General features: G+C 55.4%; 23 protein-coding genes. 9 read left to right on the top strand and 14 right to left on the bottom strand.

Features of this window, described 5'->3' with window-relative positions; translation table 11 throughout:
* Nucleotides 1-7: 7 nt before the first annotated feature.
* From IB237_RS15990 to IB237_RS15960, 7 genes are all read right to left on the bottom strand, one after another.
* A complete protein-coding gene (locus tag IB237_RS15990) occupies nucleotides 8-808 on the bottom strand; it encodes an ABC transporter permease (RefSeq protein WP_246787987.1) in 801 nt (266 codons plus the stop codon).
* Entirely contained in the window at nucleotides 805-1,641 is an 837-nt protein-coding gene (locus tag IB237_RS15985; protein ID WP_192489675.1) for an ABC transporter permease, read from the bottom strand. Before IB237_RS15985 ends, IB237_RS15990 begins: the two co-directional genes overlap by 4 nt.
* The gene (locus IB237_RS15980) at nucleotides 1,638-2,762 is read right to left on the bottom strand and encodes an ABC transporter ATP-binding protein (RefSeq protein ID WP_192489674.1); all 1,125 of its coding nucleotides are present in this window, start codon (nucleotides 2,760-2,762) and stop codon (nucleotides 1,638-1,640) included. Before IB237_RS15980 ends, IB237_RS15985 begins: the two co-directional genes overlap by 4 nt.
* Nucleotides 2,729-3,814 (bottom strand): PotD/PotF family extracellular solute-binding protein, encoded by a 1,086-nt coding sequence (locus IB237_RS15975; RefSeq protein WP_192489673.1) that lies wholly within the window; start codon nucleotides 3,812-3,814, stop codon nucleotides 2,729-2,731. Before IB237_RS15975 ends, IB237_RS15980 begins: the two co-directional genes overlap by 34 nt.
* Nucleotides 3,815-3,837: 23 nt before the next feature.
* On the bottom strand, nucleotides 3,838-4,263 hold the full coding sequence (locus IB237_RS15970; RefSeq protein WP_192489672.1) for an OsmC family protein: 426 nt from the start codon (nucleotides 4,261-4,263) through the stop codon (nucleotides 3,838-3,840).
* A gap of 5 nt (nucleotides 4,264-4,268) precedes the next feature.
* Nucleotides 4,269-5,567, bottom strand: coding sequence for an LLM class flavin-dependent oxidoreductase (locus IB237_RS15965; protein WP_192489671.1), 1,299 nt, complete (start codon nucleotides 5,565-5,567; stop codon nucleotides 4,269-4,271).
* Between the two features lie 494 nt (nucleotides 5,568-6,061).
* Complete coding sequence (locus IB237_RS15960) at nucleotides 6,062-6,814, bottom strand: FadR/GntR family transcriptional regulator (RefSeq protein WP_192489670.1); 753 nt, start codon at nucleotides 6,812-6,814, stop codon at nucleotides 6,062-6,064.
* A gap of 460 nt (nucleotides 6,815-7,274) precedes the next feature.
* Here IB237_RS15960 and IB237_RS15955 point away from each other — a divergent pair, with 460 nt between their 5' ends.
* The 9 genes from IB237_RS15955 (at nucleotide 7,275) to kdgD (ending at nucleotide 16,932) form a co-directional block, all read left to right on the top strand.
* The gene (locus IB237_RS15955; RefSeq protein ID WP_192489669.1) at nucleotides 7,275-7,748 is read left to right on the top strand and encodes a RidA family protein; all 474 of its coding nucleotides are present in this window, start codon (nucleotides 7,275-7,277) and stop codon (nucleotides 7,746-7,748) included.
* A 21-nt stretch (nucleotides 7,749-7,769) separates the two neighbouring features.
* A complete protein-coding gene (locus IB237_RS15950; protein ID WP_174014749.1) occupies nucleotides 7,770-8,525 on the top strand; it encodes an amino acid ABC transporter ATP-binding protein in 756 nt (251 codons plus the stop codon).
* A 10-nt stretch (nucleotides 8,526-8,535) separates the two neighbouring features.
* Entirely contained in the window at nucleotides 8,536-9,204 is a 669-nt protein-coding gene (locus tag IB237_RS15945) for an amino acid ABC transporter permease (RefSeq protein WP_192489668.1), read from the top strand.
* 9 nt (nucleotides 9,205-9,213) lie between these two features.
* Complete coding sequence (locus IB237_RS15940) at nucleotides 9,214-9,864, top strand: amino acid ABC transporter permease (protein ID WP_060725904.1); 651 nt, start codon at nucleotides 9,214-9,216, stop codon at nucleotides 9,862-9,864.
* A gap of 40 nt (nucleotides 9,865-9,904) precedes the next feature.
* A complete protein-coding gene (locus tag IB237_RS15935) occupies nucleotides 9,905-10,750 on the top strand; it encodes a transporter substrate-binding domain-containing protein (protein WP_192489667.1) in 846 nt (281 codons plus the stop codon).
* 177 nt (nucleotides 10,751-10,927) lie between these two features.
* A complete protein-coding gene (locus IB237_RS15930) occupies nucleotides 10,928-13,018 on the top strand; it encodes a hydantoinase/oxoprolinase family protein (protein ID WP_192489666.1) in 2,091 nt (696 codons plus the stop codon).
* 14 nt (nucleotides 13,019-13,032) lie between these two features.
* Nucleotides 13,033-14,670 carry a hydantoinase B/oxoprolinase family protein gene (locus IB237_RS15925; protein ID WP_192489665.1) on the top strand — a complete coding sequence of 546 codons (1,638 nt, stop codon included), beginning with the start codon at nucleotides 13,033-13,035 and terminating at the stop codon, nucleotides 14,668-14,670.
* A gap of 76 nt (nucleotides 14,671-14,746) precedes the next feature.
* Nucleotides 14,747-15,952, top strand: a complete 1,206-nt coding sequence (locus IB237_RS15920) for a pyridoxal phosphate-dependent aminotransferase (protein ID WP_192489664.1) — start codon at nucleotides 14,747-14,749, stop codon at nucleotides 15,950-15,952.
* A gap of 74 nt (nucleotides 15,953-16,026) precedes the next feature.
* On the top strand, nucleotides 16,027-16,932 hold the full coding sequence (gene kdgD, locus IB237_RS15915) for a 5-dehydro-4-deoxyglucarate dehydratase (protein ID WP_192489663.1): 906 nt from the start codon (nucleotides 16,027-16,029) through the stop codon (nucleotides 16,930-16,932).
* A gap of 57 nt (nucleotides 16,933-16,989) precedes the next feature.
* On the opposite strand, the gene IB237_RS15910 is transcribed toward kdgD, so the two are convergent.
* From IB237_RS15910 to IB237_RS15880, 7 genes are all read right to left on the bottom strand, one after another.
* Nucleotides 16,990-18,432, bottom strand: a complete 1,443-nt coding sequence (locus IB237_RS15910; RefSeq protein WP_192489662.1) for a M20 family metallopeptidase — start codon at nucleotides 18,430-18,432, stop codon at nucleotides 16,990-16,992.
* A gap of 135 nt (nucleotides 18,433-18,567) precedes the next feature.
* Complete coding sequence (locus IB237_RS15905) at nucleotides 18,568-20,109, bottom strand: ABC transporter substrate-binding protein (protein WP_192489661.1); 1,542 nt, start codon at nucleotides 20,107-20,109, stop codon at nucleotides 18,568-18,570.
* 25 nt (nucleotides 20,110-20,134) lie between these two features.
* Nucleotides 20,135-20,998, bottom strand: coding sequence for a serine hydrolase (locus IB237_RS15900; RefSeq protein ID WP_192489660.1), 864 nt, complete (start codon nucleotides 20,996-20,998; stop codon nucleotides 20,135-20,137).
* 1 nt (nucleotide 20,999) lies between these two features.
* A complete protein-coding gene (locus IB237_RS15895; RefSeq protein ID WP_192489659.1) occupies nucleotides 21,000-22,628 on the bottom strand; it encodes an ABC transporter ATP-binding protein in 1,629 nt (542 codons plus the stop codon).
* Nucleotides 22,625-23,443 carry an ABC transporter permease gene (locus IB237_RS15890; protein ID WP_192489658.1) on the bottom strand — a complete coding sequence of 273 codons (819 nt, stop codon included), beginning with the start codon at nucleotides 23,441-23,443 and terminating at the stop codon, nucleotides 22,625-22,627. Before IB237_RS15890 ends, IB237_RS15895 begins: the two co-directional genes overlap by 4 nt.
* Nucleotides 23,440-24,384, bottom strand: coding sequence for an ABC transporter permease (locus tag IB237_RS15885; protein ID WP_192489657.1), 945 nt, complete (start codon nucleotides 24,382-24,384; stop codon nucleotides 23,440-23,442). Before IB237_RS15885 ends, IB237_RS15890 begins: the two co-directional genes overlap by 4 nt.
* Before the next feature lie 175 nt (nucleotides 24,385-24,559).
* Nucleotides 24,560-25,459, bottom strand: coding sequence for a LysR family transcriptional regulator (locus IB237_RS15880; protein ID WP_192489916.1), 900 nt, complete (start codon nucleotides 25,457-25,459; stop codon nucleotides 24,560-24,562).
* Nucleotides 25,460-25,487: the final 28 nt, after the last annotated feature.

Raw genomic sequence — 25,487 nt, 5'->3', positions numbered from 1 at the left:
AAGCGGCTTATGAGTTGCCGAAGATCTTTTTCCAGAATTGCCCGTTCGTCAGGAACAGGCCGAGCAGGATGAACACAAATGTGACGGCAATCATCAGGCTGGAGACAGCAGCGATTGTCGGGTCCTGCTGGAATTCAAGGTAATGATAGAGCGCAACGGGAAGTGTCTTAACTGCGGGCTGAACCACAAATAGCGTTGTTTCCACCTCGTCAAAGGATGTGATGAAGCAGAAGAACGATGCGGACAGCAACGCCACGCGCATTTGCGGCAGGGTCACCAGAAAGAACGCACGAACCGGTCCGGCGCCCAGATCGCGGGCCGCTTCTTCCAGTTTGGGATCGACATCTTCAAGAGCGGCGAGAAAAATGATCACCACAAATGGAACGACCAGAATGACATGCGCAAGCGCAATGCCCGGCAGGGTGCCAAACAGCTGGGAGCGTGTTGTGACAAACAGGATAAACAGACCAAACCCTAACACCACGCGTGGTACGACGAGCGGCGCAAGCAGCACGGAGCGAAGGACTTTGCGCCCCCGGAAACGGAACCGCGAAATGGCGTAGGCGGCGGGTATGCCGATCATGACGATGACGAGGGTTGCGAGTATCGCAACCGCCAGAGAACGCCACAGGCCGGTAATAAAGCCCTGATTGGCAAGCGCCTTTTGAAACCACGCCGAAGTCAGGCCGGGTGGCGGCCAGGCATTATAGGCGCTGACATTAAATGCATTGATGATCACGACAATAATAGGCGCGGCCATGAAGACCAGCGTTGCGCCGAGAATGATATTGAGAATGGTGCGTTTCAACGGGTCGCTCCTTCATAACGGAACAACCGTCCGAGGCGACGAAGGCCGAAAAGAACAAGAACGGTGATACCAAGCAGCGTGAGACTTTGAACCGCGGCCAGTGCCCAGTCGAGACTGCCGATATTGTCATAGATCAGCCGCGGCAGGGTCAGCACACGTCCACCGCCCAAAATGGAAGGTGTGACGAAGGCAGAGGCGGCGAGCGCAAATACGATCTCGATTGCCGAGAGAATGCCGGGCAGCGTCAATGGGAAGATGACACGCAGCAATACCTGCACGGGGTTCGCCCCCAGATCTCTCGCAGCTTCGATGCCACTGGGTGGCAACTGGTTGATGGAGCTTAACAGCGGCAGAACCGCAAATGGCAACATCACATGCACCATGGCAATCAGCGCGCCAAAATCATTCAGCATCAGCCGAAACGGGCCGAGGCCAGCAATACCAAGTACGGAGTTCACCAGCCCTTGGCTGGAGAGCAGAACGATCCAGCCATAGGCCCGCACAATCACACTCATCAACAGAGGTGTGAAAAGAACGGTGAAGGCAATGCCGCGGGTGAGAGGTGATTTCAGGTTGTTGAGTGCAAAGGCAACCGGATAACCGATGAGAAGGCAGAAAAATGTCACACGGGCTGCCAACCACAGCGTGGTCCAGATGACCTTCCACGAAAACGGGTCGGTGATGAACCGTGCCCAGACTTCCAGCCCGATAGCTTGCCTGCCGGAGAATCCGAAGCCGATGACCAACGCCAGACTGGCGATAAACGGCAGTGCCACCAGCACAACGACCGGTGAGATCAGCAGCAGCCAGGGTGAGCGCTCTCGAAGGGTCATTTCGATGATGTCTCTGCCGGCGAGCGATTGAGCAAGATTGCGGCGTCATTTTCCCAGCGCAGACCAACCCGTTGACCGGCTTCGGGCAGTGCATCTGAAGGGGCAAGTGCCGAAACGTTCAGCTCGTCGCCACCGGGCAGGCCGAATGTGTAGAGAACCGTCGTTCCCTGAAACAAAGTGCGCAACAGTGGAAGGCTGAGTTTGGCGTCTTGTTGTGTGGTCAGATTTAGCCGTTCAGGGCGAATGGAAAGCAGTACCTTGTCACCGACGGCCAGTGTTTCCTGGCCGATCAGGACGAAACTCAGCCCTTGCGCTGAAACGTGTGTTTCATTGCCGTTTTTGGCTGTCACTTCGCCGCTCATAACATTGGTTTGCCCCATGAAGCGGGCAACAAATTCTGAGGCAGGGCGGTGAAAAAGCGCCAGTGGTGTATCAACCTGTTCAAAACGTCCGGCATTCATCACAGCGACGCGGTCAGACATCGCAAGTCCTTCCTGTTGATTGTGAGTGACGTACACAAAGGTGGTGCCGGACGCGCGTTGAATGCGAACCAGTTCCTGCTGCATGTGCAATTGCAGCTGCAGGTCCAGAGCGCCCAAAGGTTCATCAAGCAGCAACACCGCAGGATCATTGACCAGCGCACGGGCGATAGCCACACGCTGTTGCTGGCCACCTGACAATTGGGAAATGGCGCGCTGTCCATATCCCTCAAGCTTCACGGTTTCCAGAATGACAGAGACGCGGTTGCGTATTTCATGTTTTGAAGTGCGTTTGAGCTTCAGCCCGAAGGCGATGTTATCAAAAACACTCAAATGGGGAAAAAGGGCAAGCTTCTGGAACACCATATTGGTCGGCCGGCGCTCCACGGGAACACCGATGACCGACTTGCCGCGAATGGTGATTTCACCTTCTGTCGGTGCTTCCAGACCCGCGATCATGCGAAGTGTCGTGGTCTTGCCGCATCCCGATGGGCCCAGCAGGGAGAAAAACTCTCCCTGCCGGATATCGAGGTTCAAAGGTTCAACGACGGTCTGGTCGCCAAACTTCTTGCCGACATTGCTCAGGCGTATGTCGATGGCTCCTGCCGTCACGACAGGTTCGCTTTCACGCGGCGGTTCCACTGGTCGAGCCAGCCCGCATGGTTTGCGGCTATCTTCGCATAATCCAATCTCAGGGCCTTGGCGAGTTGCTCGCTGGAGACGGCCGGATCATTGGCAAGTTCTTCCGGCAGGCCGCTATTGTCTTTCAGCACAGGTACAACTGAGGCAGTGACCGCATAGTCGATGATGTTCTCGCGCGTCAGGCTCTCATTGATCAGGTTGCGGCCAACGCGCAGCTGATCATCTGTGCTGCCGTTCAACAGTTGGAAACCTTCAGGGAACAGGATCTGCCCTTCTTCCGGGATCGCATAACCGAATGGTGCGCCTTCCTCGATCCAAGGCAGGACAATACCGCGGAAGTGCGGTGCAATCCAGACTTCGCCACTTGCCAGAAGCTGCTGGATCTGGGCGTTGGAGTTGAAGAGCGAATGGATGTGGCCGGACTTGGCGGCTTCTTCGTAAATCTTCAGCGCAGGTTCAATGTCATCGATGCTTCCGCCATTGGCATAGGCGGTTGCAAGCACGCCATTGCCTGTCCAGAAGCCATCGAAAGTCGCGACACGTCCGTGATACTTAGGGTCGAACAGGTCTTTCCAGGACTTCGGTGGTTCCTTGACCTTTTCGGCATTGTAGATGATGCCGCCTAGATCAATCCAGGGGAATGCTCCGACGTCGTTTGGCAGGCGAAAGTCGTCGTGGATATTGTCGAGGTTCTTTACCTCGGCAGCGTTGAGCGCCACCCATGCATCTTCGGCGAGGCCACGTGCGGTGTTTTCGAGGTTGAAGAAACCGACATTGATCGGTGGAGGGCTGCCTGCCTTGCGGGCGGCTACAATGGTGTTGAGTACCGCATTGGATGAGCCCGGTGCAACGGTGATGGTGACGCCGGGATTGGCAGCCTGAAATGCGCTTGCAACCTTTTGCGGTACGATTTCCTGCGCGCCTGTCCAGACTTGTTGCTGGATCTGAACATTGTCGGCGGCGAAAACGCTGGATTTACCGGCCAGTGTCAATGCGGCGGCGGAGGCGCCTGCAGCACCTAGAAAATGACGACGTGAAAGCGTGTGGGTCATGGATTTTACCCTGCGTTGGGAGATTATTGGGGGCGGGAGGAAACGGTAATGTCGAGCGCCTTCGTTGCGCTCAGCGCCTGATAGATCGAGCAATTGTCGAGGTAGAGCTGGCGTAGGCGGTCGGCTTCTGTCTGATCGATACCTTCGATCGCGACGTCGAGATGGAGCGAGCCGAGGTTTGTCTGGCCCTCGACCCGCTGGAAACGGGCATCAATATGCACATTACGAAACGCGGGCAGATCATGCTCAATTGCGCCTCTGAAAACATTCAATGCACAGGTGACGAGTGCGCCACCAATCAGGTGCGAGGTGCCTGCTGCCTGTCCGCGACCACCTTTGCCAGCGGTTGCGTCGGTCACGATCTGGAAGCTGTCATTGCCTATCAGAAAGCGGCCCGGAATATGGGTTGTCGCACCTTCAATCTGCACATCGGTGATAATCTGGCTCATTGTATTCAACCTCTGAAACGGTCACGCAGCGTTCCGGCTGCATAGTTTGAACGGAACTGCCCGCGTTTTTGCAGGATCGGCAGAACCTCATTGATGAAGATGTCGAGTGGTTCGTCGTAATAGGGCAGGGACAGGTTGAAGCCGTCGACAGCACCCGTTTCCCACCAGTGGCCCAAGCGGTCAGCCAGTTGCTCGGGCGTGCCGACGAAATAACCGCCGTCATTGCTGCCTTCGAGATGTTTGGCAATGTCGCGCAGCGTGTAGTTCTTGTCCTTGATCAAACGCAGGATTTGTTCGTAGCGGCTTCTTAGGCCCTGAACCTGATCCGGCTCTGGCAAAAGCTCATGCGGGATGGGTTCATCGGGTCCAACCTCAGATAGTTCCAGTCCAAACCAACTGCGCATCGACCCATAGACGTGATCGACTGTTGACAGTTCATGCAGCTCTTGCGCGATGTTTTTGGCTGCCTGCTCAGTGTCTGCCAGTACGGGGCAAAGGGCTGCCAGAACGGAGATTGCGTTGCGCGGCCGTCCGGAACGTTCTGTTGCTTCCCTGATCTGTTTAGTAAACGCCAGCGTCTGGTCAAAGTCGTCGCCTGGTGCATAAATCGCATCCGCATAAGCGCCGGCAAATTTCTGGCCGCTGGCTGATGCGCCAGCCTGAACGAGCAGAGGGTGGCCCTGTGGTGGTCGGGGGCTGGTCAGCGGGCCCCGTACATCAAAATACGGCCCCTTGTGATCAATGGCGTGAACCTTGTCATAATCGACCAGAGTTCCCTGAACCTTGTTCCTGACGAGAGCGTCTGCTTCCCAGCTGTCCCACAGCTTTCGCACCACATCGACAAATTCTGCAGCACGATCGTACCGCGTCGCATGTTCGGGGATCGGGCGGTCTCCGAAGTTTGCGGCTGATTCCGGATGAAATGTCGTGACAATGTTCCAGGCCGCACGACCTTTCGAAATGTGGTCGAGGCTTGCGAAAGCGCGGGCGACGCTGAATGGGTCCGAATAGGTTGTCGATGCCGTGGCGATGAGGCCAATATGTTTGGTGGAGACAGCCAGCGCCGACAGAAGTGTCAAAGGCTCAAATAGCCAGCTCAGTCCTTTCCAAGGGTGATTGATGATCGAGAGACCGTCGGCAATGAACAGGGAATCGAATTTGGCTGCCTCAACCTTGCGGGCGATCTCAATGTAATAATCAATGTCGAGAATTTCATTGATACGGTTTTTAGGGTGCCGCCATCCGGACAAATGATTGCCCTGTAACCGCATAAAAAGGTTGAGGTGGATTTCCCGCTGGGTCATCTGTTTGCCTGCACTGCTGGTCTGCATCAAAAAAGTGAACTGGTACGCCCGGAATCGGTTCTGCTTCTCACGCCCATGCATCGCCGACGATAGTTTTTCTCACTCGCCATCAGTTTGCATAACTGTATGAAAACAAGTAATTATTTTCCGATTTGGGAGTGTCTGGAAACGGATACTGATCCCGTTCACTTTATGTAATTAAAATCTATCAAATTTATAGGTAATATAATCTAATATCCCGACGACAATGAGAATTTCTTTGCAATTGAGCGCGTGGTGAAGCGTGAAAGGAAGGTCACAGGTCGTGCGCAGTTCAAAAGGCCAGTTGATGGCGGGTTGTGCACATTGACGGAAATTCCCTTCAAGGAATTTCCGATGCTGCCGACGTCTTTCATCGGCGGGCAGCCTTGGCCATGCGCTAGGCCATTCCAATCGCATGTCGGTCATAGCCCCATCGCGAGCTATGGGTCGTTAACAGAGAGCCTGCGCTTTACTCAGTCTTCCCGCGCGACATTGCTGAGCGGCGAGGTGGTGCCATCTGAAAAGCCGCGATAGCGCAAATGGCTGCGGTTCAGATGGGCGCGCATGGCTTCTCGCGCTTTTTCCGAAATACCAGAGCTGATTGCCTCGCAGATGGCGCGGTGTTCAACAACGGTGTTTTGAATGTAATCCGGGGTAATCAGTGCAGGATTGAGTTGTCTCGAAAAGGCTGGCTGCGGAAGGATTTGCAGGCTCATTAGACTGAAAAATTCGATAAAGGCGCCGTTATTCGTCGCTTCGGCAATAGAGCGATGGAAAATGAAATCGAGATGGTCGAGTGCGCTTTCATCTTCCAGCGAAGCTTCGAATTGGCGCGCGGCATTCCAGATGTTCGATTCCTGCGCCCATGAACGGCGGGTGGCGGCCAGGCCGGCTGCGTGAACCTCGAAGGCCATTCTTAATTCCAGGAGATCCATGAATGAAGTTTTCAGGCGCGCAAATGGAGCGAGCGCTACGTCTGCATCAAATGTATCCGGTTCGCTCTCAGCCACTCGGGGCGCTTGCCGGACAAAGACGCCAACCCCGTGCCGTGATTCCACCACGCCGTCGGATCGCAACGCCGACACGGCTTCACGGATGACTGTTCTACTGACGCCAAACTGCTGTGATAAATCATTGAGTGAACCCAGCTTGAAACCACTTTCAAACTGGCTTTCGCTTATGTGGGTTTTCAACGCCTTTATGGTTCGGCCCGTCAGAGTATCCAAAGTTCGCAGTTCCTGTATCGCTTATGTTTTGCGGTAAAATCTCATTTCTGTCGACAAGGTATCACTACTTGGCTGAGTGATGCTACCTCTTTGGTGAATTTTCGCGTTTTAAGTGTGCGCACTCTGAGGTTGAGGTGATGGAAGTACGGTATATCTGGGCGCTATTTTGGCGTTTATTTTAAAAAAAATTTTGTATTGACGCACAGTGTCAGAAAATGTCGAGGTGAGATAACACCAGTAAAGAGATTTATAAACATAAGGTTAGAGATATTGAATGGATTTAATTTTCAAGAGGTAGTACCTCTTTGTTTGTTGTTGACAAGAGGTACTATTTCAATAATGCTCTACCTCAGAAAAAGTGAGCTTACGACCAGTCAGATGTATCAAGACGGTTGGCGATTGGCTCCGGGAACGTGGTCCGCGCACACTGCGCGTTCAAAAATTAAAATGGAAAGCTGCTATGGGTGCCGTCTCCGCACGTCTCACAGAGCTGGGCGTCGTATTGCCGTCGATTGCCCCGGCTTCAGGTAATTACATTTCGCACCGACTGGCGGGAAATCTGCTGTTCGTTTCGGGTCAGATACCCAGAATAGATGGCGTCGAGCATTTTGTCGGTGTTGTCGGTCAGGATATTTCGCCCGGCGACGGTTATCAGGCCGCCCGGCTTTGCGCACTCAATGTCATAGCGCGTGTCAACGCTGCCCTCGACGGCGATCTAGACCGTGTGGTTGCCTGTGTCCAGCTTCGCGGCTTCGTCAATGCGCCACCTGATTTCAAAGGGCATCCAGCCGTCGTTGATGGTGCTTCGGATCTCCTTGTCGAGATATTTGGAGACAAGGGCCGTCATGTCCGCACCGCACTTGGCGCGGGATCTCTGCCGCGCGGATCATCTGTCGAGATTGATGCCATATTTGAAATCGCACCTAACGCCTGACAACAAAAAGGGGAACTGGCCATGAACGGGACCAGCATGTCGGAAAAAGCCATCGAGATGACCGGCGTCAACAAGTGGTATGGCACACTCCAGGTGCTGAAGGGCATCGACCTCAATGTCGCGCGGGGCGAACATATCGTTCTGTGTGGCCCCTCTGGGTCGGGGAAGTCGACCTTGATCCGCTGTATCAACCACCTTGAGGAAATCCAGCAGGGCAAGATTGCCGTTAATGGCACCGAACTCAGCCAGAAAGGTAACAACGCAGACCATATCCGCCGTGATGTCGGCATGGTTTTCCAACAGTTCAATTTGTTTCCGCATCTGACCGTTCTTGAAAACTGCATGCTGGCGCAGCGTCGCGTTCGCAAAACGCCGGTTGCCGAGGCGAGAGACAAGGCAATGCGTCATCTGGAGCGCGTTCATATTGCCGAACAGGCCAAAAAATTCCCGGCCCAGCTTTCCGGCGGACAACAACAGCGCGTCGCCATTGCTCGGGCACTGTGTATGGACCCCAAGATCATGCTTTTTGATGAGCCGACGTCTGCTCTTGACCCGGAAATGGTCAAGGAAGTGCTTGATACGATGGTATCGCTGGCCGATGACGGCATCACCATGATCTGCGTTACTCATGAAATGGGATTTGCGCGCGCCGTTGCCCATCGGGTGATCTTTATGGACCGCGGCGAGATCATCGAAAGCGCCAAACCGGACACCTTCTTCAGCAATCCGGCCCATGAGCGTACCAGAACGTTCCTCAGCCAGATCCTCAACCATTGAGGGGTGACCGATGAATTATACATTTGATTTTACCCCTGTATTTGCCGCCTGGCCGATGCTCGCGGACGGCATCATCGGCACATTGAAGATGTCGTCTTTGTCGATGGTTTTCGGTTTGAGCCTAGGTATCGTCTTCATGTCCATGCGGATGAGTAAGACGCCCGTGCTGCGCACCATCGCCATTGGCTACATCGAACTTATCCGCAACACGCCAATTCTGGTGCAGGTGTTCTTTGTGTTTTTCGGCATGCCAGCACTGGGCATCCGATTGAGCGGAGAGCAGGCGGCGATCCTAGCCATGACACTGAACTGTGCAGCCTATGCGGCGGAGATTGTTCGCGGCGGTGTGCAGTCCATTCGTCCTGGCCAGATCGAGGCGGGCAGAGCGCTTGGTTTGCACACGGTGGACATTTACCGCTTCGTTGTGTTTCGGCCTGCCATCCGTGCTGTTTATCCGGCGCTGTGCAGCCAGTTTATCCTGATGATGCTGAACTCCAGTCTGATGTCATCGGTGTCGGCGGAAGAACTGACCTATTTCGCCCAGACGCTGGATTCGCAGACTTTCCGCAGCTTCGAGATCTATCTCACCCTTGGTGCCATTTATCTTGCGCTGTCGCAGTTCTTTTCCATCGCTCTCGGCGCCATTGGCCGAGTGTATTTCTCCTATCCGGTAAAGTGAGGCAGTGCGATGATCCGTCAATTTGGTTGGGGAGAGTTCCTGTTCTTGCTGGAAGGCGCGCGTTGGACGGTAGTCCTGTCGCTTCTTGCCTTCACAGCCGGAGGCGCGCTCGGACTGGCAGTCGCACTTGGACGTACCAGCAAATGGAAATGGCTGCGTATTTTGATGGCGACCTATATCCAGATATTCCAGGGTACGCCGCTGCTCGTGCAACTGTTCTTCGTGTATTTCGGCCTGCCGCTGGTCGGCATCAAGGTGGATGTCTGGGTGGCGCTGACCATTGGTCTTTCGCTGCACACCAGCGCCTTTCTCGGTGAAATCTGGCGCGGCAGCATTCAGGCGGTTCCTGATGGGCAGAGCGAGGCGGCACGTGCGCTTGGTATTGGTTACGTACACCGCATGGTCGATATTGTACTGCCGCAGGCATTCCGCATCGGCCTGCCAGCGACCATCAGCTTCCTGGTCAATCTGATCAAGGGTACAGCGCTTGCCGCACTTCTCGGCCTGACAGAGCTTACCCGCTCCGGACAGCTAATGGCCAACATCACGTTTCAACCGCTGCAGGTCTATGGGGCTGTTGCACTCATCTACTTCTTCATCTGCATACCACTGACCTATTGCAGTGCACGGATCGAAAGGCGCCTGAACGCCGCTCGGTAACACAAGAACGCATGACAAAAAACCAACCAGAGGTGACACTATGTTCAATACAGCATTCACTCTTTCGCGTTCCAAAGCCCTCGGCGGATTGACTGCCGTCCTTCTTGCCGCGACCTCTTTTGCGACGTCGGCACTCGCTGTGACCCCGGAAGAGATCAAGGCCAAAGGCACCGCGACAATTGGCGTACAGATGGACCAGTTCCCCTGGGGCTTTATTGATCCAAAGGGTCAGAACGACGGGTTCGATATCGAGATTGCCAACATGATTGCCAAGGAACTTGGTGTTGAGGTGAAATTCGAGCGCATCACCGGCCAGAACCGTATTCCGCTGCTGGTCAACGGCAATGTCGACTTCCTGGTGCCGTCGATGACGATTACCGAGGAACGCGCCAAGGTCATCCAGTATGTCATTCCTTACTCCTCGAATGACATCACGGTCTGGGGCAAGAAAGATGCTGACATCAAGGCGAACGAAGATCTCGGCAAGTTCGTGATCGGCGTCAACCGCGGCAGCGCTTTTGAACCACTGCTGGTCAAGGTTGCGCCTCCAGACACCCAGATCAAACGTTTTGACGATGACGCAACAACCGTGCAGGCGCTGCTTTCCGGCCAGGTCGATGCCATTCTTGGCAGCGTGACATACGGCATTGTTATCAAGCAGGCCGGTTACGATGCGCAATTCGACCGCAAGTACAAGGTGGCAGACAATTTCCAGGGCATGGCAGTGCGCAAGGGCGATCAGGAATTGCTGGATTACCTGACGGACTTTGTCACCCGCCACACGGCAGACGGCACGCTGGATGCCGCCTACAAAAAATGGATCGGGGTTGATCGGGCCAAGTTGCCAACGACCCTGCCGGGCGTTGATTTCACCGGCAAACAGTAACGCTGAATTTCTGCGCGGTCGCTGCGGCCGCCGCGCAGAACACCTCAATATCAACAATTCAAGAGCTTTTGGCCTCCACCTGATTGTGTGGGTGGGGGAACGGCGGACGCATGTCAAAAATTGAACGTCCCGCGCCCGGCACAACCAGCAGCTCGCTTACGGAGCATGAGTTATAAAATGGCGAAAGATGGCAAGCAGATCAGGGTCGGTGTCGATATCGGTGGCACCTTCACCGACGTTGCGATGGAGGTAGGCATCACGCTCCATTCGATCAAAGTGTTGACCGATTATTCTTATCCCGAAAACGCGATCGTCAAGGGTATCCGCCAGGTGGCGGAGGTGGCGGGTGTCGAGCTTTCCGAGATCGATACGATCATCCACGGCACGACGCTGGCGACCAACGCATTGATTGAACGACGGGGCGCGCGCACGGCCTTCATCACCACCAAGGGCTTCCGTGACGTCATCGAAATGCGCACCGAAAGCCGTTTCGAACAGTATGATCTCAATATTGTTCTGCCGGCGCCGCTCGTGCCAAGAAACGAACGGTTTGTTATCGATGAACGTATCGGTGCAGATGGCTCGGTGCTCAAGGCACTGGATATCGCCGAAGTGGACGCGCTGTGTGACCAAATCATTGCAGCTGGTTACGAGAGCGTCGCGATCGGTTTCATCCACTCCTATCTAAATAGCGCACATGAAAAGGTCGTTCGCGAACGCCTACTTGCCAAAAAGCCGGATATTTCGGTGTCGATCTCGTCTGAGGTCTCGCCGCAGATGCGCGAATTCCAGCGCTTCAACACGGTTTGCGCCAATGCTTTCGTCAAGCCGCTGATGGCGTCTTACCTAAACCGCCTTGTTGGCCGGTTGACCGAAGAAGGTACGCGCTGCCCGGTCTTCATGATCCATTCCGGTGGCGGTATCATAAGCGTCGAAAGTGCCGTTGAATTCCCAGTGCGCTTGCTTGAATCCGGACCGGCCGGTGGCGCGATTTTTGCAGCCCATATTGCTAGCAGCTATGGTCTCGATCAGGTTCTGTCCTACGACATGGGCGGTACGACCGCCAAGATTTGCCTGATTGAAAAACAGACACCAAAAACATCGAAAACCTTTGAAGTCGCCCGTACATGGCGCTTCAAGAAGGGCAGCGGCATGCCGATTTCCATTCCGGTTATCGAAATGGTCGAAATCGGTGCCGGTGGTGGCTCTATCGCGACCATCGACAGCATGCGCCAGATCCGTGTTGGGCCGCACAGTGCGGGTTCCGAACCAGGCCCTGCCTGCTACGGTCGTGGCGGTGCAAACCCGACGGTAACCGACGCCGACCTGATCCTTGGCCGTCTCGACCCGGATGAATTCGCCGGTGGCGCCATGAAGCTTGATCGCCCGGCCTCCGACAAAGCCATGGACACCGACATTGCCTCCAAACTTGAAACGGACATCGCAACGGCTGCTTACGGTCTCAGCGAAGTTGTTGATGAGAACATGAGCAATGCCGCGCGTATGCATGCGGTGGAAAACGGCAAGGAATTGTCCGAGTTCACCATGATTGCCTTTGGTGGTGCAGCACCAATTCATGCGGCACGGCTGTGTGAAAAGCTCGGCATGTCGGATCTACTGATCCCGCCTGGTGCCGGTGTTGGTTCGGCTATCGGCTTCCTGCGTGCGCCTTTCGGTTTCGAATCCGTTCGCAGTGCTTACAGCCGTCTCAGCCGATTTGAGGCCAAGGCGATCAATCAGACCATCTCCGACCTGATTGCCGAAGCTACGTCCTTCGTTCGTTCCGGAGCTCCAGATGCCGATCCGGCACTCGAATGCACGGCCTACATGCGTTACGTCGGTCAAGGATGGGAAGTGCCTGTCACCATCGACGTCCGTGATTATGCCGACACTGACGATAAGCTGTTCCGTGACCTGTTTGATGAACAATACGAACAGTTCTTCGGACGTGTCATTGATGGTCTGGATGTCGAGATCGTTAGCTGGTCTCTGCGTGCAACGTCAAAAGTCACGCCTCCCGGTCGTATTGGCAAGACTGAAAAGGCTGCCAGCGCCAAAACCAGCGGTGTGCGTGACATCTTCGATGTGCAGGAAGGCAGCTTCCAGAAAGCCTCGATTGTGTCGCGCAGCGACATGAAGGCCGGCGACTGGGTCTCAGGACCTGCCGTCATCACCGAACGCGAAACCTCGACCATTATCACCGCAAGCCGCGAAGTCATCATGCAAGCTGACGGATGCCTGCTCGTACGCGTCAAGCAAAGCGCTTGAACGGAGGATTACCCATGAAAACCAATGCACTTTCCGAAGTCCACATGCAGATCATGTGGAACCGTCTGATCTCCGTCGTTGAAGAACAGGCTGTCACCCTTATTCGTACCGCTTTCAGCACCAGTGTGCGTGAATCGGGCGACCTGTCTGCCGGTGTGTTCAACCGTGGCGGCAAGATGATTGCCCAGGCCGTGACCGGTACGCCCGGCCACGTCAACGCCATGGCCGAGGCGGTTGGTCACTTCATCCGCGATATTGGCCCCGAAAACATTTTTGAAGGTGATGTCTACATCACCAATGATCCCTGGAAGGGAACGGGCCACCTGCACGACTTCACCGTCGTGTCGCCGAGCTTCCGCAATGGCGCCCTGGTGGGTTACTTCGCCTGTACCGCGCACGTTGTGGACGTTGGCGGCCGTGGTTTCGGACCAGATGCCAACGAAGTTTACGAGGAAGGTATCTTCGTACCGATCATGAAATTTGCCGAACGTGGCAAGGTCAACAAGGATCTGGTCAACATCCTGCACAACAATGTGCGTGAAAGCCATCAGGTTGTGGGTGACGTGTATTCGCTGGCAGCCTGCAACGAAATCGGCCATCGCCGTCTGATGGACATGATGGAAGAGTTTGAGCTCGATGATCTGGAGACACTCGGCGAATTCATCTTCAAGCGCAGCTACGATGCGACGATCGAACGTATCGCAGCATTGCCGATGGGTTCTTATTCCAACGTCATGCGTGTCGACGGTTACGGCTCGCCAATCGACATTGCCGTGCGTCTTGACGTTGCAGATGATCATATTCTTGCGGATTTCGAGGGCACATCACCGCCCAGCCCAAAGGGTATCAATTGCCCGATCATCTATTCGGCAGCCTATGCCTGCTATGGCATGAAATGCTCGATTGCGCCTGAAATCCCCAACAATCACGCTTCGCTGCTGCCATTCCGCATGACGGCACCGACCAACTGCATTCTGAACGCTCAGCACCCGGCGCCAGTATCCGTTCGCCACGTTCTCGGCCACCTGGTTCCGGACGCCGTACTCGGTGCGGTTCACAAGATGCTGCCGGGGCAGGTTCCGGCAGAAGGTGCGGGCGCCCTGTGGAACCTGCATGTCAGCGTACGGCCATTGCAGGGTGAGCATGCACCAGCCGACGGCGGCCAGCGCGCCGAAGTCCTGTTGTTCAACAGTGGTGGTGCTGGCGCCCGCTCGACATTGGATGGTCTGAGTGCCACCGCCTTCCCAAGTGGTGTCCATTCTATGTCGATCGAGGCGACCGAGCATGTTGGTCCGGTTATCTTCTGGCGCAAGGAATTGCGGGATGGTTCCGGCGGTGCCGGCCAGTTCCGTGGTGGCCTCGGCCAGGTTGTCGAGATATCCCCGACCGATGGACATGAAATGCACTTCAACGCGATGTTTGACCGCGTCGATCATCCGCCACGGGGTCGTGAAGGCGGTGAAGATGGTGCAGCCGGCGCCGTTCTTCTCGACGACGGAACACGTCTTGCCACCAAGGGTCGTCAGCATGTGCCTGCCGGTCGGCGGTTGATCCTGCAGCTGCCGGGCGGCGGCGGTTACGGTCCAGTCGAGAAGCGCGACGCCGATGCCGCGAAGCGCGACACTGACTTCGACTATGTGATTGCCCAATAACCCTCCCGTAGAAACCGGGCGAGAGGTTCAGCCTCGCCCGGTTTCTGGCTGAAAGATAAGGTCAAGGAAGTCGGAAATGAGTTTCGAAAACGGGCGCGCAGCAAGCATCAAATCGTCCCCGAGCATGGCGATTGCAATGGCTGCAAAAAAGCTGGCGGCGGAAGGTCGCGACATCATTGATCTCTCATTGGGAGAGCCGGATTTCGAACCGCCGGAGCATGTCACCAAAGCGGCTGTCGCAGCTGTTTTGAAAGGTGGCATACGCTATGGCGCGCCAGCTGGCATGGAAAGCCTGCGCAAGGCGATTGTACAAAAATTCAAGACCGAGAACGGGCTGGATTACTCGGCCGACGAGGTGATGATTGCCAATGGTGCAAAACAGATCCTGTTCGACGCATTTCTGGCGACACTGGAACCGGGTGACGAAGTCATTATTCCAACACCCTGCTGGGTGTCGTACGGCGATATCGTTGCCCTGCATGGCGGCAAGCCGGTTTACGTCAACTGCGGCCCTGAAGATGGTTTCAAGGTATCGGTCGGTAAGCTGGAAGCTGCCATCACGCCAAAGACCCGCTGGCTGATGTTGAATTCCCCTTCCAATCCGACCGGAGCAATCTATTCCGCCGCTGAATACCAACTGCTTGCAGAGGTGCTTATCCGCCACCCGGATATTCTTGTGGTCTCCGACGAGATTTACGAACATGTTCTTCTGCAGGACAAACCTTTCGTCTCGTTTGTCAGTGCCTGTCCGCAATTGCGTGATCGCACTTTGGTCGTCAATGGTGTGTCAAAGGCCTATGCCATGACCGGTTGGCGTCTTGGATATGCGGCAGGGCCAAAGTCGTTGATCTCGGCGCTCAACAAGATGCAGACGCAAAGCGTCTCCTGCGTTTCGTCAATTGCACAAGAGGCTGCGCTTGCAGCCCTGACCGGCAATCAGACCTTTGTAACTGATGGCGCACAGATTTTTGCCAGCCGTGCCCGTCTCATGGCGGAACGTCTGGCGAAGATCGATGGCATCGACTTTATTCCTCCCGATGGCGCATTTTACGCATTTATCGGAGTACAAAGCCTGTTGGGTCGCAAGACTAGCGGCGGGGATGTCATTGCTGACGATACCGACTTTGCCGCCTGTCTACTGCAGCAGTTTGGCCTTTCCAGCGTTCCCGGTGCTGCATTCGGTGCACCCGGTTTTATTCGCCTGTCGATCGCGGCATCCAATCAGGAATTGGAAAGTGCCTGTGATCGTTTGGCTCAAATGGTCGGCTCTCTAAAGGCCTGAACCATCATTCCACCCATTCACGAGTAGACAGAGGTGACGGACAACCGCACCTCGACAACAGGAGGGTTATATCCATGAAGACCGAAGATCTGAAGCATGTTCTAGGGGCGGGACTGTTGTCCTTCCCGGTTACGCATTTCGATGGCGAAGGCAAGTTCAATGCAAAAAGCTACGCCGAACACGTCAACTGGCTGTCTGGGTTTGAGGCGGCGACCTTGTTTGCGGCCGGCGGTACAGGCGAGTTCTTTTCGCTGACACCGGAGGAAATCCCGGAGATTGTTCGGGTCGCAAAGGAAGCGGCCGGCACAACACCAATCGTTTCGGGCTGCGGTTACGGCACTGAAATCGCCATTTCCATTGCCAAGTCGGTAGAGAAGGTCGGTGCTGATGGCATTCTGCTTTTGCCTCATTATCTGATCGACGCGCCGCAGGAAGGCCTCTATCGCCATATCAAGGCGGTCTGCCAGGCAACCGGCATGGGGGTGATGGTCTATAATCGCGACAATTCGGTCCTGCACGCTGATACGCTGGCGCGACTTTGCGATGAATGCCCGAACCTTGTCGGTTTCAAGGATGGGACGGGCGACATTGGCCTGGTGCGCCAGATCACCGCGAAGATGGGTGACCGACTGACCTATCTCGGGGGCATGCCGACAGCGGAGCTTTTCGCGGAGGCCTATCTGGCTGCGGGCTTTACCACCTATTCGTCGGCGGTTTTCAACTTCGTTCCGGGTCTTGCTGTGGAGTTTTACAAGGCACTGCGTGCAGGTGAACGTGCGACGTGCGAGAAGATCCTTATCGACTTCTTCTATCCGTTCATGGCGATCCGTAACCGTGCCAAGGGGTATGCCGTTTCAGCCGTCAAGGCAGGCGTGCGATTGCAGGGCTTTGATGCAGGCCCGGTTCGCTCTCCATTGCAGGATCTGACAACGGAAGAAATGGGCATGATGGAAGCCCTGATCGGCAAGTACAAGCGCTGAACGAACACTCATGGTTGCCCTTTCTGCGGGGCAACCATGACGCATGGATAGGCTGCCTCAGTCGATGGCAGGATGGACATCCGGCGGGATCGGGCAGACATAGGGCTGCCCGTCCATTTTTTCTTCCCACTCAGCCTTTGCTCTGGCCAGTAATTCCGGCGAAACAAGCAGATCAAGTCCGGTTGCAGCCATCGCTCTGGCGGCATGGATCATCGCCTTGTGTGCACCGGGACTGCGCCCTTGCGCCACGACCTGCCATGTGTGCGGATTTGTGCCGATTGCCCAAGCCGGTGCCCAGCACTGCGCGGTTGGCGTGACACGGCTGACATCGCCCACGTCGGTTGACCCTGCGCGGAAGTGAGACTGCCCCTCGAACGACCGAAGTCCGAGATGCAGAGGTTGTGTGCCATCCACCTTGTGATTGAGGAAAACGTCCTCCTTGATCTGATAAAGCCGAATGCTGCTCTTGATTGCCTCGTCTGAGAAAGTGGCTTGGATCTTCTGTGCAAAGGCAACGTCCGCGTCGTCGAATGGAACCGGGCCGAGAGCGGTCAGATTGTCATGGATCGCGTGTTCAAGCGTCAGGTTGGGCAGGAGATTTGTTGAAGCTGAATCGAAGACGATCTCGACTTCGGTTTCCGTCATCATGGCAGCGCCTCTCGCCACCTTGTTGACCCGCTCGGCAAGAGCAAGTGCTTGCGACATTTCAGGCGCACGAACGAGATAGAGCACTTCGGCACGGGCCTGTACGACATTGGCCGCTTTGCCGCCGGTATCGGTAATGGCGTAATGGACGCGGCAATCCTGTGGCATGTGTTCGCGCAGGAAGTTGACACCGACGTTCATCAGTTCCACCGCATCAAGTGCTGAACGACCAAGATGGGCAGCATTGGAGGCGTGGGCGGCAACGCCTTTAAAACGATAATAATATTCGAGAACGGCGAGATTGTTCGTCGACCGCACGCCGTTGAACGGTGCTGGATGCCAGGTCAGGGCGGCATCTACATCGTCAAACAGACCGGCCCGCGCCATGAAGGTCTTGCCGGATCCGCCTTCTTCGCCAGGGCAACCGTAATAGCGCACCGTTCCAGGAATGTTGTTTTCCGCCAGGTGTTTGGCAAGGGAAATGGCTGCAAGCAGCGAGCCACTGCCCAAGAGATTGTGACCGCATCCATGGCCAGTTGCGCCTGTCTCCATAACCTTTTGTTCGTCAACACCCGCGACTTGGCTCATATCTGCAAGCGCATCATATTCGCCGAGGAATGCGATGACCGGTTTGCCACTGCCATATTCGCCAATGAATGCAGTTTCCATACCGGCAACACCTGTGGTGACCGAGAAATCATGCTTTTTCAGCATGTCGATCAATAGACCGGCTGAGCGGTGTTCATGGAATTTCAGTTCTGCAAAATCCCAGATGCTGTCACTGAGGGCCGTAAACCCGGATGAAAGGCCATCAATATTGGCGTTCAACGCGGCAAGTGAAGCGGTATCAGGCATGTCGTATCCTCAGGGCAGGGGTGGAATTTCAGGCAAAAGAAGTCTGGATGGCGGACTAACGTCCGCCACTGCATCTGTTCTTGTGGTTGAATTGTTCAGGACGTGAGGTCATCGCTGACGTCCTGAAGGTGCGAATCAATCCGCGATCGATACTTCCCAAAGACGGGCGTTCGACTGCCACACTGGCTCACCGCGAAGCTTGGCGGTTGCGCCCCAGACATCGATCATGTCGTAGAGGAAAATGCCGGGCATTTCGGCCAGCATCAGCTCATGGAATTCATCGAAAATCGCCTGACGCTTGGTCTGGTCGGTTTCGACATAGGCGGCGTTCATCAGTTCGATGGCCTTTGGATTGTCCCACATCAGCGATGCGTTCTTGTCCTTGTCGCCGACATAGAAGCTGTACATCAGGGCCGGGTCAAGACGTGGCGCTACCGACTGCGAAATGACCTGGTAGTTGCCGGAACGACGACGATCCACCTGTGTTGCATAATCGAGAACTTCGATCTGAACGTTGAGGCCCGCCGCCTGCATCATGGCTTGCGCCATCACGGCGGCCGGGAAGCTTGGCACGTTACCGCGCTTGTTGGCGATGATGCTGATCTGCTCGCCCTTGTAACCGGCTTCTGCCAGTTCTTTCTTCACGGCTTCCAGATCGTAGGCAGGACGTTTCTTCTGAACGTCGCTGTAGTAGATGGAGTCTTCGGCAACCATGGAGCCGTTGGCATGGCCGGTTTCATTCGAAGCGGCCATAACGAGCTGGTCGAGATCAAGCGCCATGGCCATGGCACGGCGAACGCCTGGCTTGCTCAAAACCGGATCACGGGTCTGGATGTAGAATAGGTTCTTGCCGTTGTTCGGGGAAACGATCAGCTGTGTCTTGTCGTTCGACTTAAACTCAGGGATCAGGTCCGGCGAGATTTCGGCAGTGTCCAGAACGCCAGACTGCAGGCCGGCTTTGACCGTGGATGCATCAGGAATGACCATGAACTTGATGCCGTCAGCCAACGGGCGCTTGGAGCCAACCATGCCATCTGCCTTGCCGTCATTTTCCGGCGAGACATAATCATCGAACTTGGCAAGGCGGATATATTCACCCTTTTTCCACTCGTTCCACTTGAAGGGACCGGTGCCGATTGGCTCCTTGAAGGTGCCATCAGCGACAGAGTCGGGCGAGATCATGCCGGTGTAACCGCATTCAGGACGCGACATCAGACCGAGGAAAACCGCCGAAGGCTTTTCAAGGGTCATGGTAACGGTGTTGGCGTCTACAGCCTTGATACCGGTAACGTGAACGATACGGCTACCGTCGAAATCACCAACGCAGGTCCATTTCGTGGCCGGGTCCATATAGCGGTTCCAGTTCCACACCACGTCTTCAGCGGTCAGCGTCTTGCCATTGTGGAACTTCACGCCGTCGCGAAGAGTGAACGTGTAGGTCAGGCCGTCGTCGGAGGTTTCGAAGCTCTTGGCGAGAAGTGGCTTGACTTCACCATTGTTGGCGTAACCGACAAGGCCTTCAACGATGTGCAGGATAACGCCATCGGTATTGCCGTCACGGTTGACGCCGGGATTGTTGCTGCGCAAATCCGAGCTTTGCGCCACGACGATGTCGCGGGCGACCGCCATATTGGCCATGGTGAGCAGGACTGTACCTGCAAGCAGTATCTTTTTCATGTTCTACCCTCTTTTGTGATTGAGTTTATTGCTGGAATTGGTCCCAGCAGACGCGTGAAAGTCTGCCGATCGTTTCTAGTGATACGGTGTAGCCCGGCGTTCCGTCGGCCATCGCCTGTGGCACCTGATCGGTGAAAGCGGCGATGATGTAGAAAGGCGCGCCATCGCGGTAAACGATGCCGGCATTCATACGGCCGCGTTTGCCCGTTCCGCCCTTGTGAGCGACCAAGGTGCCAAATGGCAGCCGTGATGGAATGGCGTAACGCAGGATCTGGTTTTTGAGCGTTTGCAGCGCGTAAGCGCAAAGCTCCATGGATGAGCCGAGCAGTTCGGCAGCTTCCGGTGACGTCTGCGCATCAAGAATTGTCTGCAGCAGAAACACCTGATCGCGTGCCGTGGTTGTCGTCACCGAACCCAAAGTGTGATCCGGCGACAGGGCCAATGGCGGAATGAGGAAACGGTGATGCGTTCCGCTCATGCCGATGGACTTGCAGTAGCTGTCCACTTCGGAAAGCTGAAGCCGTTCGAACACCATCTTGGTGCAGACATTGTCACTCAGCACCATCATGCCGGTAATAGCATCACGCAGCGATATGACGATGCCCGGTGTCAGGTAGCGAAACATGCCGCTGGCGACTTCTTCGGAAAAACGTTGCTCGTAGACAATCTGCTCATCCAGATCGAGACGGCCTTCATGCACGGCTTTGAGGGCTGCCATCATGATGGATGTCTTGCGGGTGCTGGCTGACGGTGTTTCTTCATCTTCACCGCGACCGATGCTTTCACCCGTCAGAAGATTGCACACCATGAAACGGGTGGTGAAAGGCTGCGCGTTGCAAATTTCCTCAAGCGCGGTTGCCGCAGTAGCGGTGTTTACACTCATGTCCATTTTATGCCTCCAGTCGCCATTTCAGTTGCACTCCACCATTTTCGTTGAGGTCGAGAGCAGGAATTGCCTGAAGGAGACGCCGTGTGTAGGCCTCCTTCGGGTTGTCGAAGATGGTGTCACGATCACCTTGCTCGATGATGCGTCCGTCCCGCATGACGATGACGCGGTCAGCCACCTGCTCGACCACGCCGAGATCGTGACTGATGAACAGGCACGAAAACCCGTAACGTTTCTGCAGATTTGAGAAGAGGTCGAGAACCTGCGCCCTGACGGTTACGTCGAGTGCTGAAACCGGTTCGTCGGCGATCAGGAATTTGGGACGGCGTGCGATTGCGCGGGCGATGGCAACGCGTTGCCGCTGGCCGCCGGACAGTTCGTGCGGATAACGGCTGGCATAGCTGCTGTTCAGGCCGACTTCTTCCAGCGTCTCATAAGCACGCTTCTTTTTTCCTGCCTTGTCGATATCAGGCACCAGACGCAGTGCTTCTTCGACCAGTGCGAGAATGGTCATGCGTGGATCGAGAGACGAGTAAGGGTCCTGAAAAACCATCTGGCAGTTCAGGCGGTAGTCGTTCCAGTCAGCATCGCGGCTGCGACCACCAAACAGGATCTGGCCACTGCTTTCTTTCACCAGTCCGGCGATGGTGCGGCCAAGCGTTGTCTTGCCGGAGCCTGAGCCACCGACCAGAGCCACAACCTCACCCTCATGAATGTCAACGCTGACACCATGCAGTGCGCGTTTCGGTGCTGCCTTTTTCAGGAAACCCTTGCGCCCGGGATAATCGACGATGATGTCGCGGGCGCTGACCATCGGCTTGGCGTCAGCCGCCAGTACGCGTGCTTCACTGCGAAACGGCAGGGAGGACAGCAGCTTTTTTGTGTAGGGATGTTGCGGCTTCTGCAGAATATCTTCCGTCGTGCCTTGCTCGACGATGACACCTTTTTCCATCACCACGAGACGGCTGGTATAACGGGCGACCATCGGTAAATCGTGGCTGATGAGCAGAACGGCCGTGCCTTCGGCGCGAGTCAATTCCACCATCAATTCCATGACGTCACGCTGGATCACCGCATCCAGCGCAGTGGTCGGCTCATCGGCAATCAACAGGGCAGGCTTCAGAAGCATGACCGATGCCAGCATGATACGCTGGCGCATGCCGCCTGAAAATTCGTGGGGCCAGGATGTCAGCGCACCTTCAGGGTCACGAATGCCGACACGTTGCAACATGTCGAGAATACGTTTGCGGCGTTCTTCCGGTGACAGCGTCGTGTGAAGGACAAGACCTTCCTCAAGCTGTTTACCAATGGTCATCGACGGATTGAGCGATGTCATCGGTTCCTGAAACACCACGCCGATTTCCGCACCGCGCATGGCGCGCAAGTCGCGGCTGGTCATCGTCAGGGTATCACGACCCTTATACATGATCGTGCCACCGGTTGCCTTGATGACAGGCGGCAGAAGCGAAATCAGGGCGCGGGTGGCAAGTGTCTTGCCGGAGCCGCTTTCGCCAACGATGCCGAAGATTTCGCCGGCTTTGATGTCGAAACTGACATTCTTCACCACTTCGATGCCGGTGTGGGAGACCTGAAGTGACAGGTCGCGAACGCTGATGAGATTTTGTTCTGTCATTTCAGGCCCCTCATACGTGGGTCGAGTTTGTCGCGCAGCGCATCGCCCAGGAGGTTGATTCCAAGAAGGGTGAGTGCAATGCAAAGGCCAGGGAAAAGACCGAGCCACACGGCTTGCTCAATGAAGGGGCGGCCAGCGGCCAGCATATTGCCCCAGGTTGGTGCAGGTGGTGGTACCCCGAGACCAAGGAAGCTGAGAGCGCTTTCCGACAGAATGGCCCAGCCGAACATTGAAGTTGCCAATACGGTGATCGGCGCAACGCAGTTGGGCAGGATGTGGCGGAACATCGTGAAGAGTTCACTGTTGCCCATTACGCGCGACGCCTCGATAAATTCACGCTCGCGAAGCGAAAGCACAGCACCGCGGACAACGCGGGCCATGGAGGGTGTGTAGGCAATGCCTAGCGCAAAGATGATGCCGTATTGGTTGGCACCAAACACGGCGAGAAGACCGAGTGCAAGCAGAATGCCGGGAAAGGCCAGCAGTGCATTGTTGACGGCCATGATGACGCCATCCACCCAGCCGCGGGCATAACCGCTGATCAGGCCAATGAGCGAACCAAAAAACACGGCGAAACTGACCGTCAGAAAGCCGATCCAGACGCTGGCGCGTGCGCCGACAATGATGCGGCTCAGCACATCACGGCCAAATTCGTCGGTACCAAGCCAATGGTCTGCACTGGGTGCCGCCAAACGGGCGGTGAAGCTCAGTTTCATGGGATCGTAAGGTGTCCAGAACAGACCTGTCAGAGCTGCGAGCAGCAGGACGGTGATCAGCGTGCCGCCAATGGCGGCATTGAATGTAAGCTTTTTCATTCGGCCACCACGCGGGGATCGAAAAGAGGATAAAGCAGGTCAACGATAAGATTGACCACGACGTAGGAGAGGGCGACAAACAAAAGGCAGCCTTGAATAACCGGGTAATCACGTTGGAAAATGCTGTCGACCATCAGACGGCCAAGGCCGGGAATGGTGAATACAGTTTCGATGACCGCGATACCGCCGAGCAAATTGCCGAGGATCAGGCCGATCATCGTCCAGGTAGGGCCGAATGCGTTCTTGAAGGCGTGTTTCCATAAAACGGCGCTTTCGGACAGTCCCTTGGCTCTGGCGTGGGTGATGTAATCAAGCCGCAAAACTTCCAAAGTCGATGCGCGCGCCATGCGGATCAGGACACCGGCCTCATGGATGACAAGAGTCATGATGGGCAAGACGATGTAAAGCAGGCCAGCCGTGAAGTTTTCAGACATCGAGACATAACCGAGCACAGGCAGCCAGCCGAGCTTGAGGCCGAAAAATAACAGCAGCAGCAGACCGAGCCAGAATGTCGGGATGGAAAGCAGCACCGTTGCCGTTCCAACCAACGCAAGGTCGGTAATGCTGTTTTGTTTCCAGGCAGCGATCACGCCGGCCGGAACTGCAATCAGGCTGGCAAGCGCGACCGCAATCAGCACGATTTCCGCACTGATGATGAAGCGTGAAACAACAAGTTCCAAGACTGGTTCGTCGTTGACGATGGACTTTCCGAAGTCACCAGCAAGAACATTCTGCCCCCAGATGAGGAACTGTTCCGGCATGGACTTGTCCAAGCCTAACTCGGTACGCATTTCGGCGATCTGCTCTGGCTGAGCCATGTCGCCCAGCATCAATGCTGCCGGATCGCCGGGAATAAAACGGATCAATGCAAACACGGTGATCGATACGATCAGCACGGTCGGCAACGCCATGAATAGGCGATTTAAGATAAATCGAAGCATATGTTCCCCTGAACTGGACATGCCGTTTTTTAGGCGGCTATCCATTGTTCCAATTTTTACGGACTATGAGCGATATGGAAAAATTGCGCAATATTATGCATTTTTGTCATAGGTTTATGCATATTGTCGCATTGATGCAGACGGGGTGAAAATCTGCATAAATGTTTGTAAACGCTTATTTTTGCGAAATATCTATCTGCTGTTTGAGTGTGTCCATCAATGCCTGTGTGGCAAGTGATGGTGGGACTCCAGCTGGTTTTGCCAGGCCAAACTCCTGTGTTGCAACAGGCACAAACTGGCGCTGAACAATCGGCAGGTGAGGGTAGAGATTCGCATAAAAACTGCTGACTATACCGACGCCAAGATTGTGTGCGGCATAGGCACAAGCCGAGCTATTGCTGTGAGTTTCGATCCTGACATTCTGGCGCACGCCAGCGCGTTGGAACGTATTGTCGAGCATCACACGCTGGGGGCGTTGCCGTCCCAACATGATCAGCGGTTCACCACGCAAATCCTTCGGCCCGATCTCTTTCTTGGCCGCCAACGGGTGGTCCTTGTGCATGACGCAGACACTGACGCCACGTGCAACGGGCTCCATTGTGATGCTTGTGGGGATTTCCCCCTCATATCTCAGGAAGCCGAAATCGATCACCCGCTGCTCGATCATGCGGGTGATCGATGTGGTTGTTTCAAAAAAAGTTTCGATGCGCACATTGGGAAAGTTGCGCCCATATTCAGCGAGAACGGCGGGGGCAAAATTTTCCCACATGCTGCTGGGCAGGCCCATACGCACCAGATCAGGACCTGAAACGCCGGTGCGCAAGTCGTCTGCCAGTTCGGAAAATCGCTCAATGCCAAGCAGCACATTTTCCGCATCCTTTGCAAGGATCAAGGCTTCGGGCGTGGGGATAAGCCGGCCCTTGTCGCGTGCAAAAAGCGTCAGAGACAGGTCCGATTCAAGCTGTTGCAAAAGTCTGCTGACGCCCGATTGGCTGAGGTTCATGCTTTTGGCTGTGGCAATTGTCGAGCCTGTTGCAAGCAGGGTTTTCAACACCTCCAGCTGCCGGAAATTGATCATCGGAGGTGTTCCTTCACGATTAAAC

This window comes from Agrobacterium sp. AGB01 (assembly GCF_014851585.1).
GTDB lineage: Bacteria > Pseudomonadota > Alphaproteobacteria > Rhizobiales > Rhizobiaceae > Agrobacterium.
Note: the sequence above shows the minus strand (reverse complement) of the source record. Positions and strands in the feature narration are given on the sequence as shown.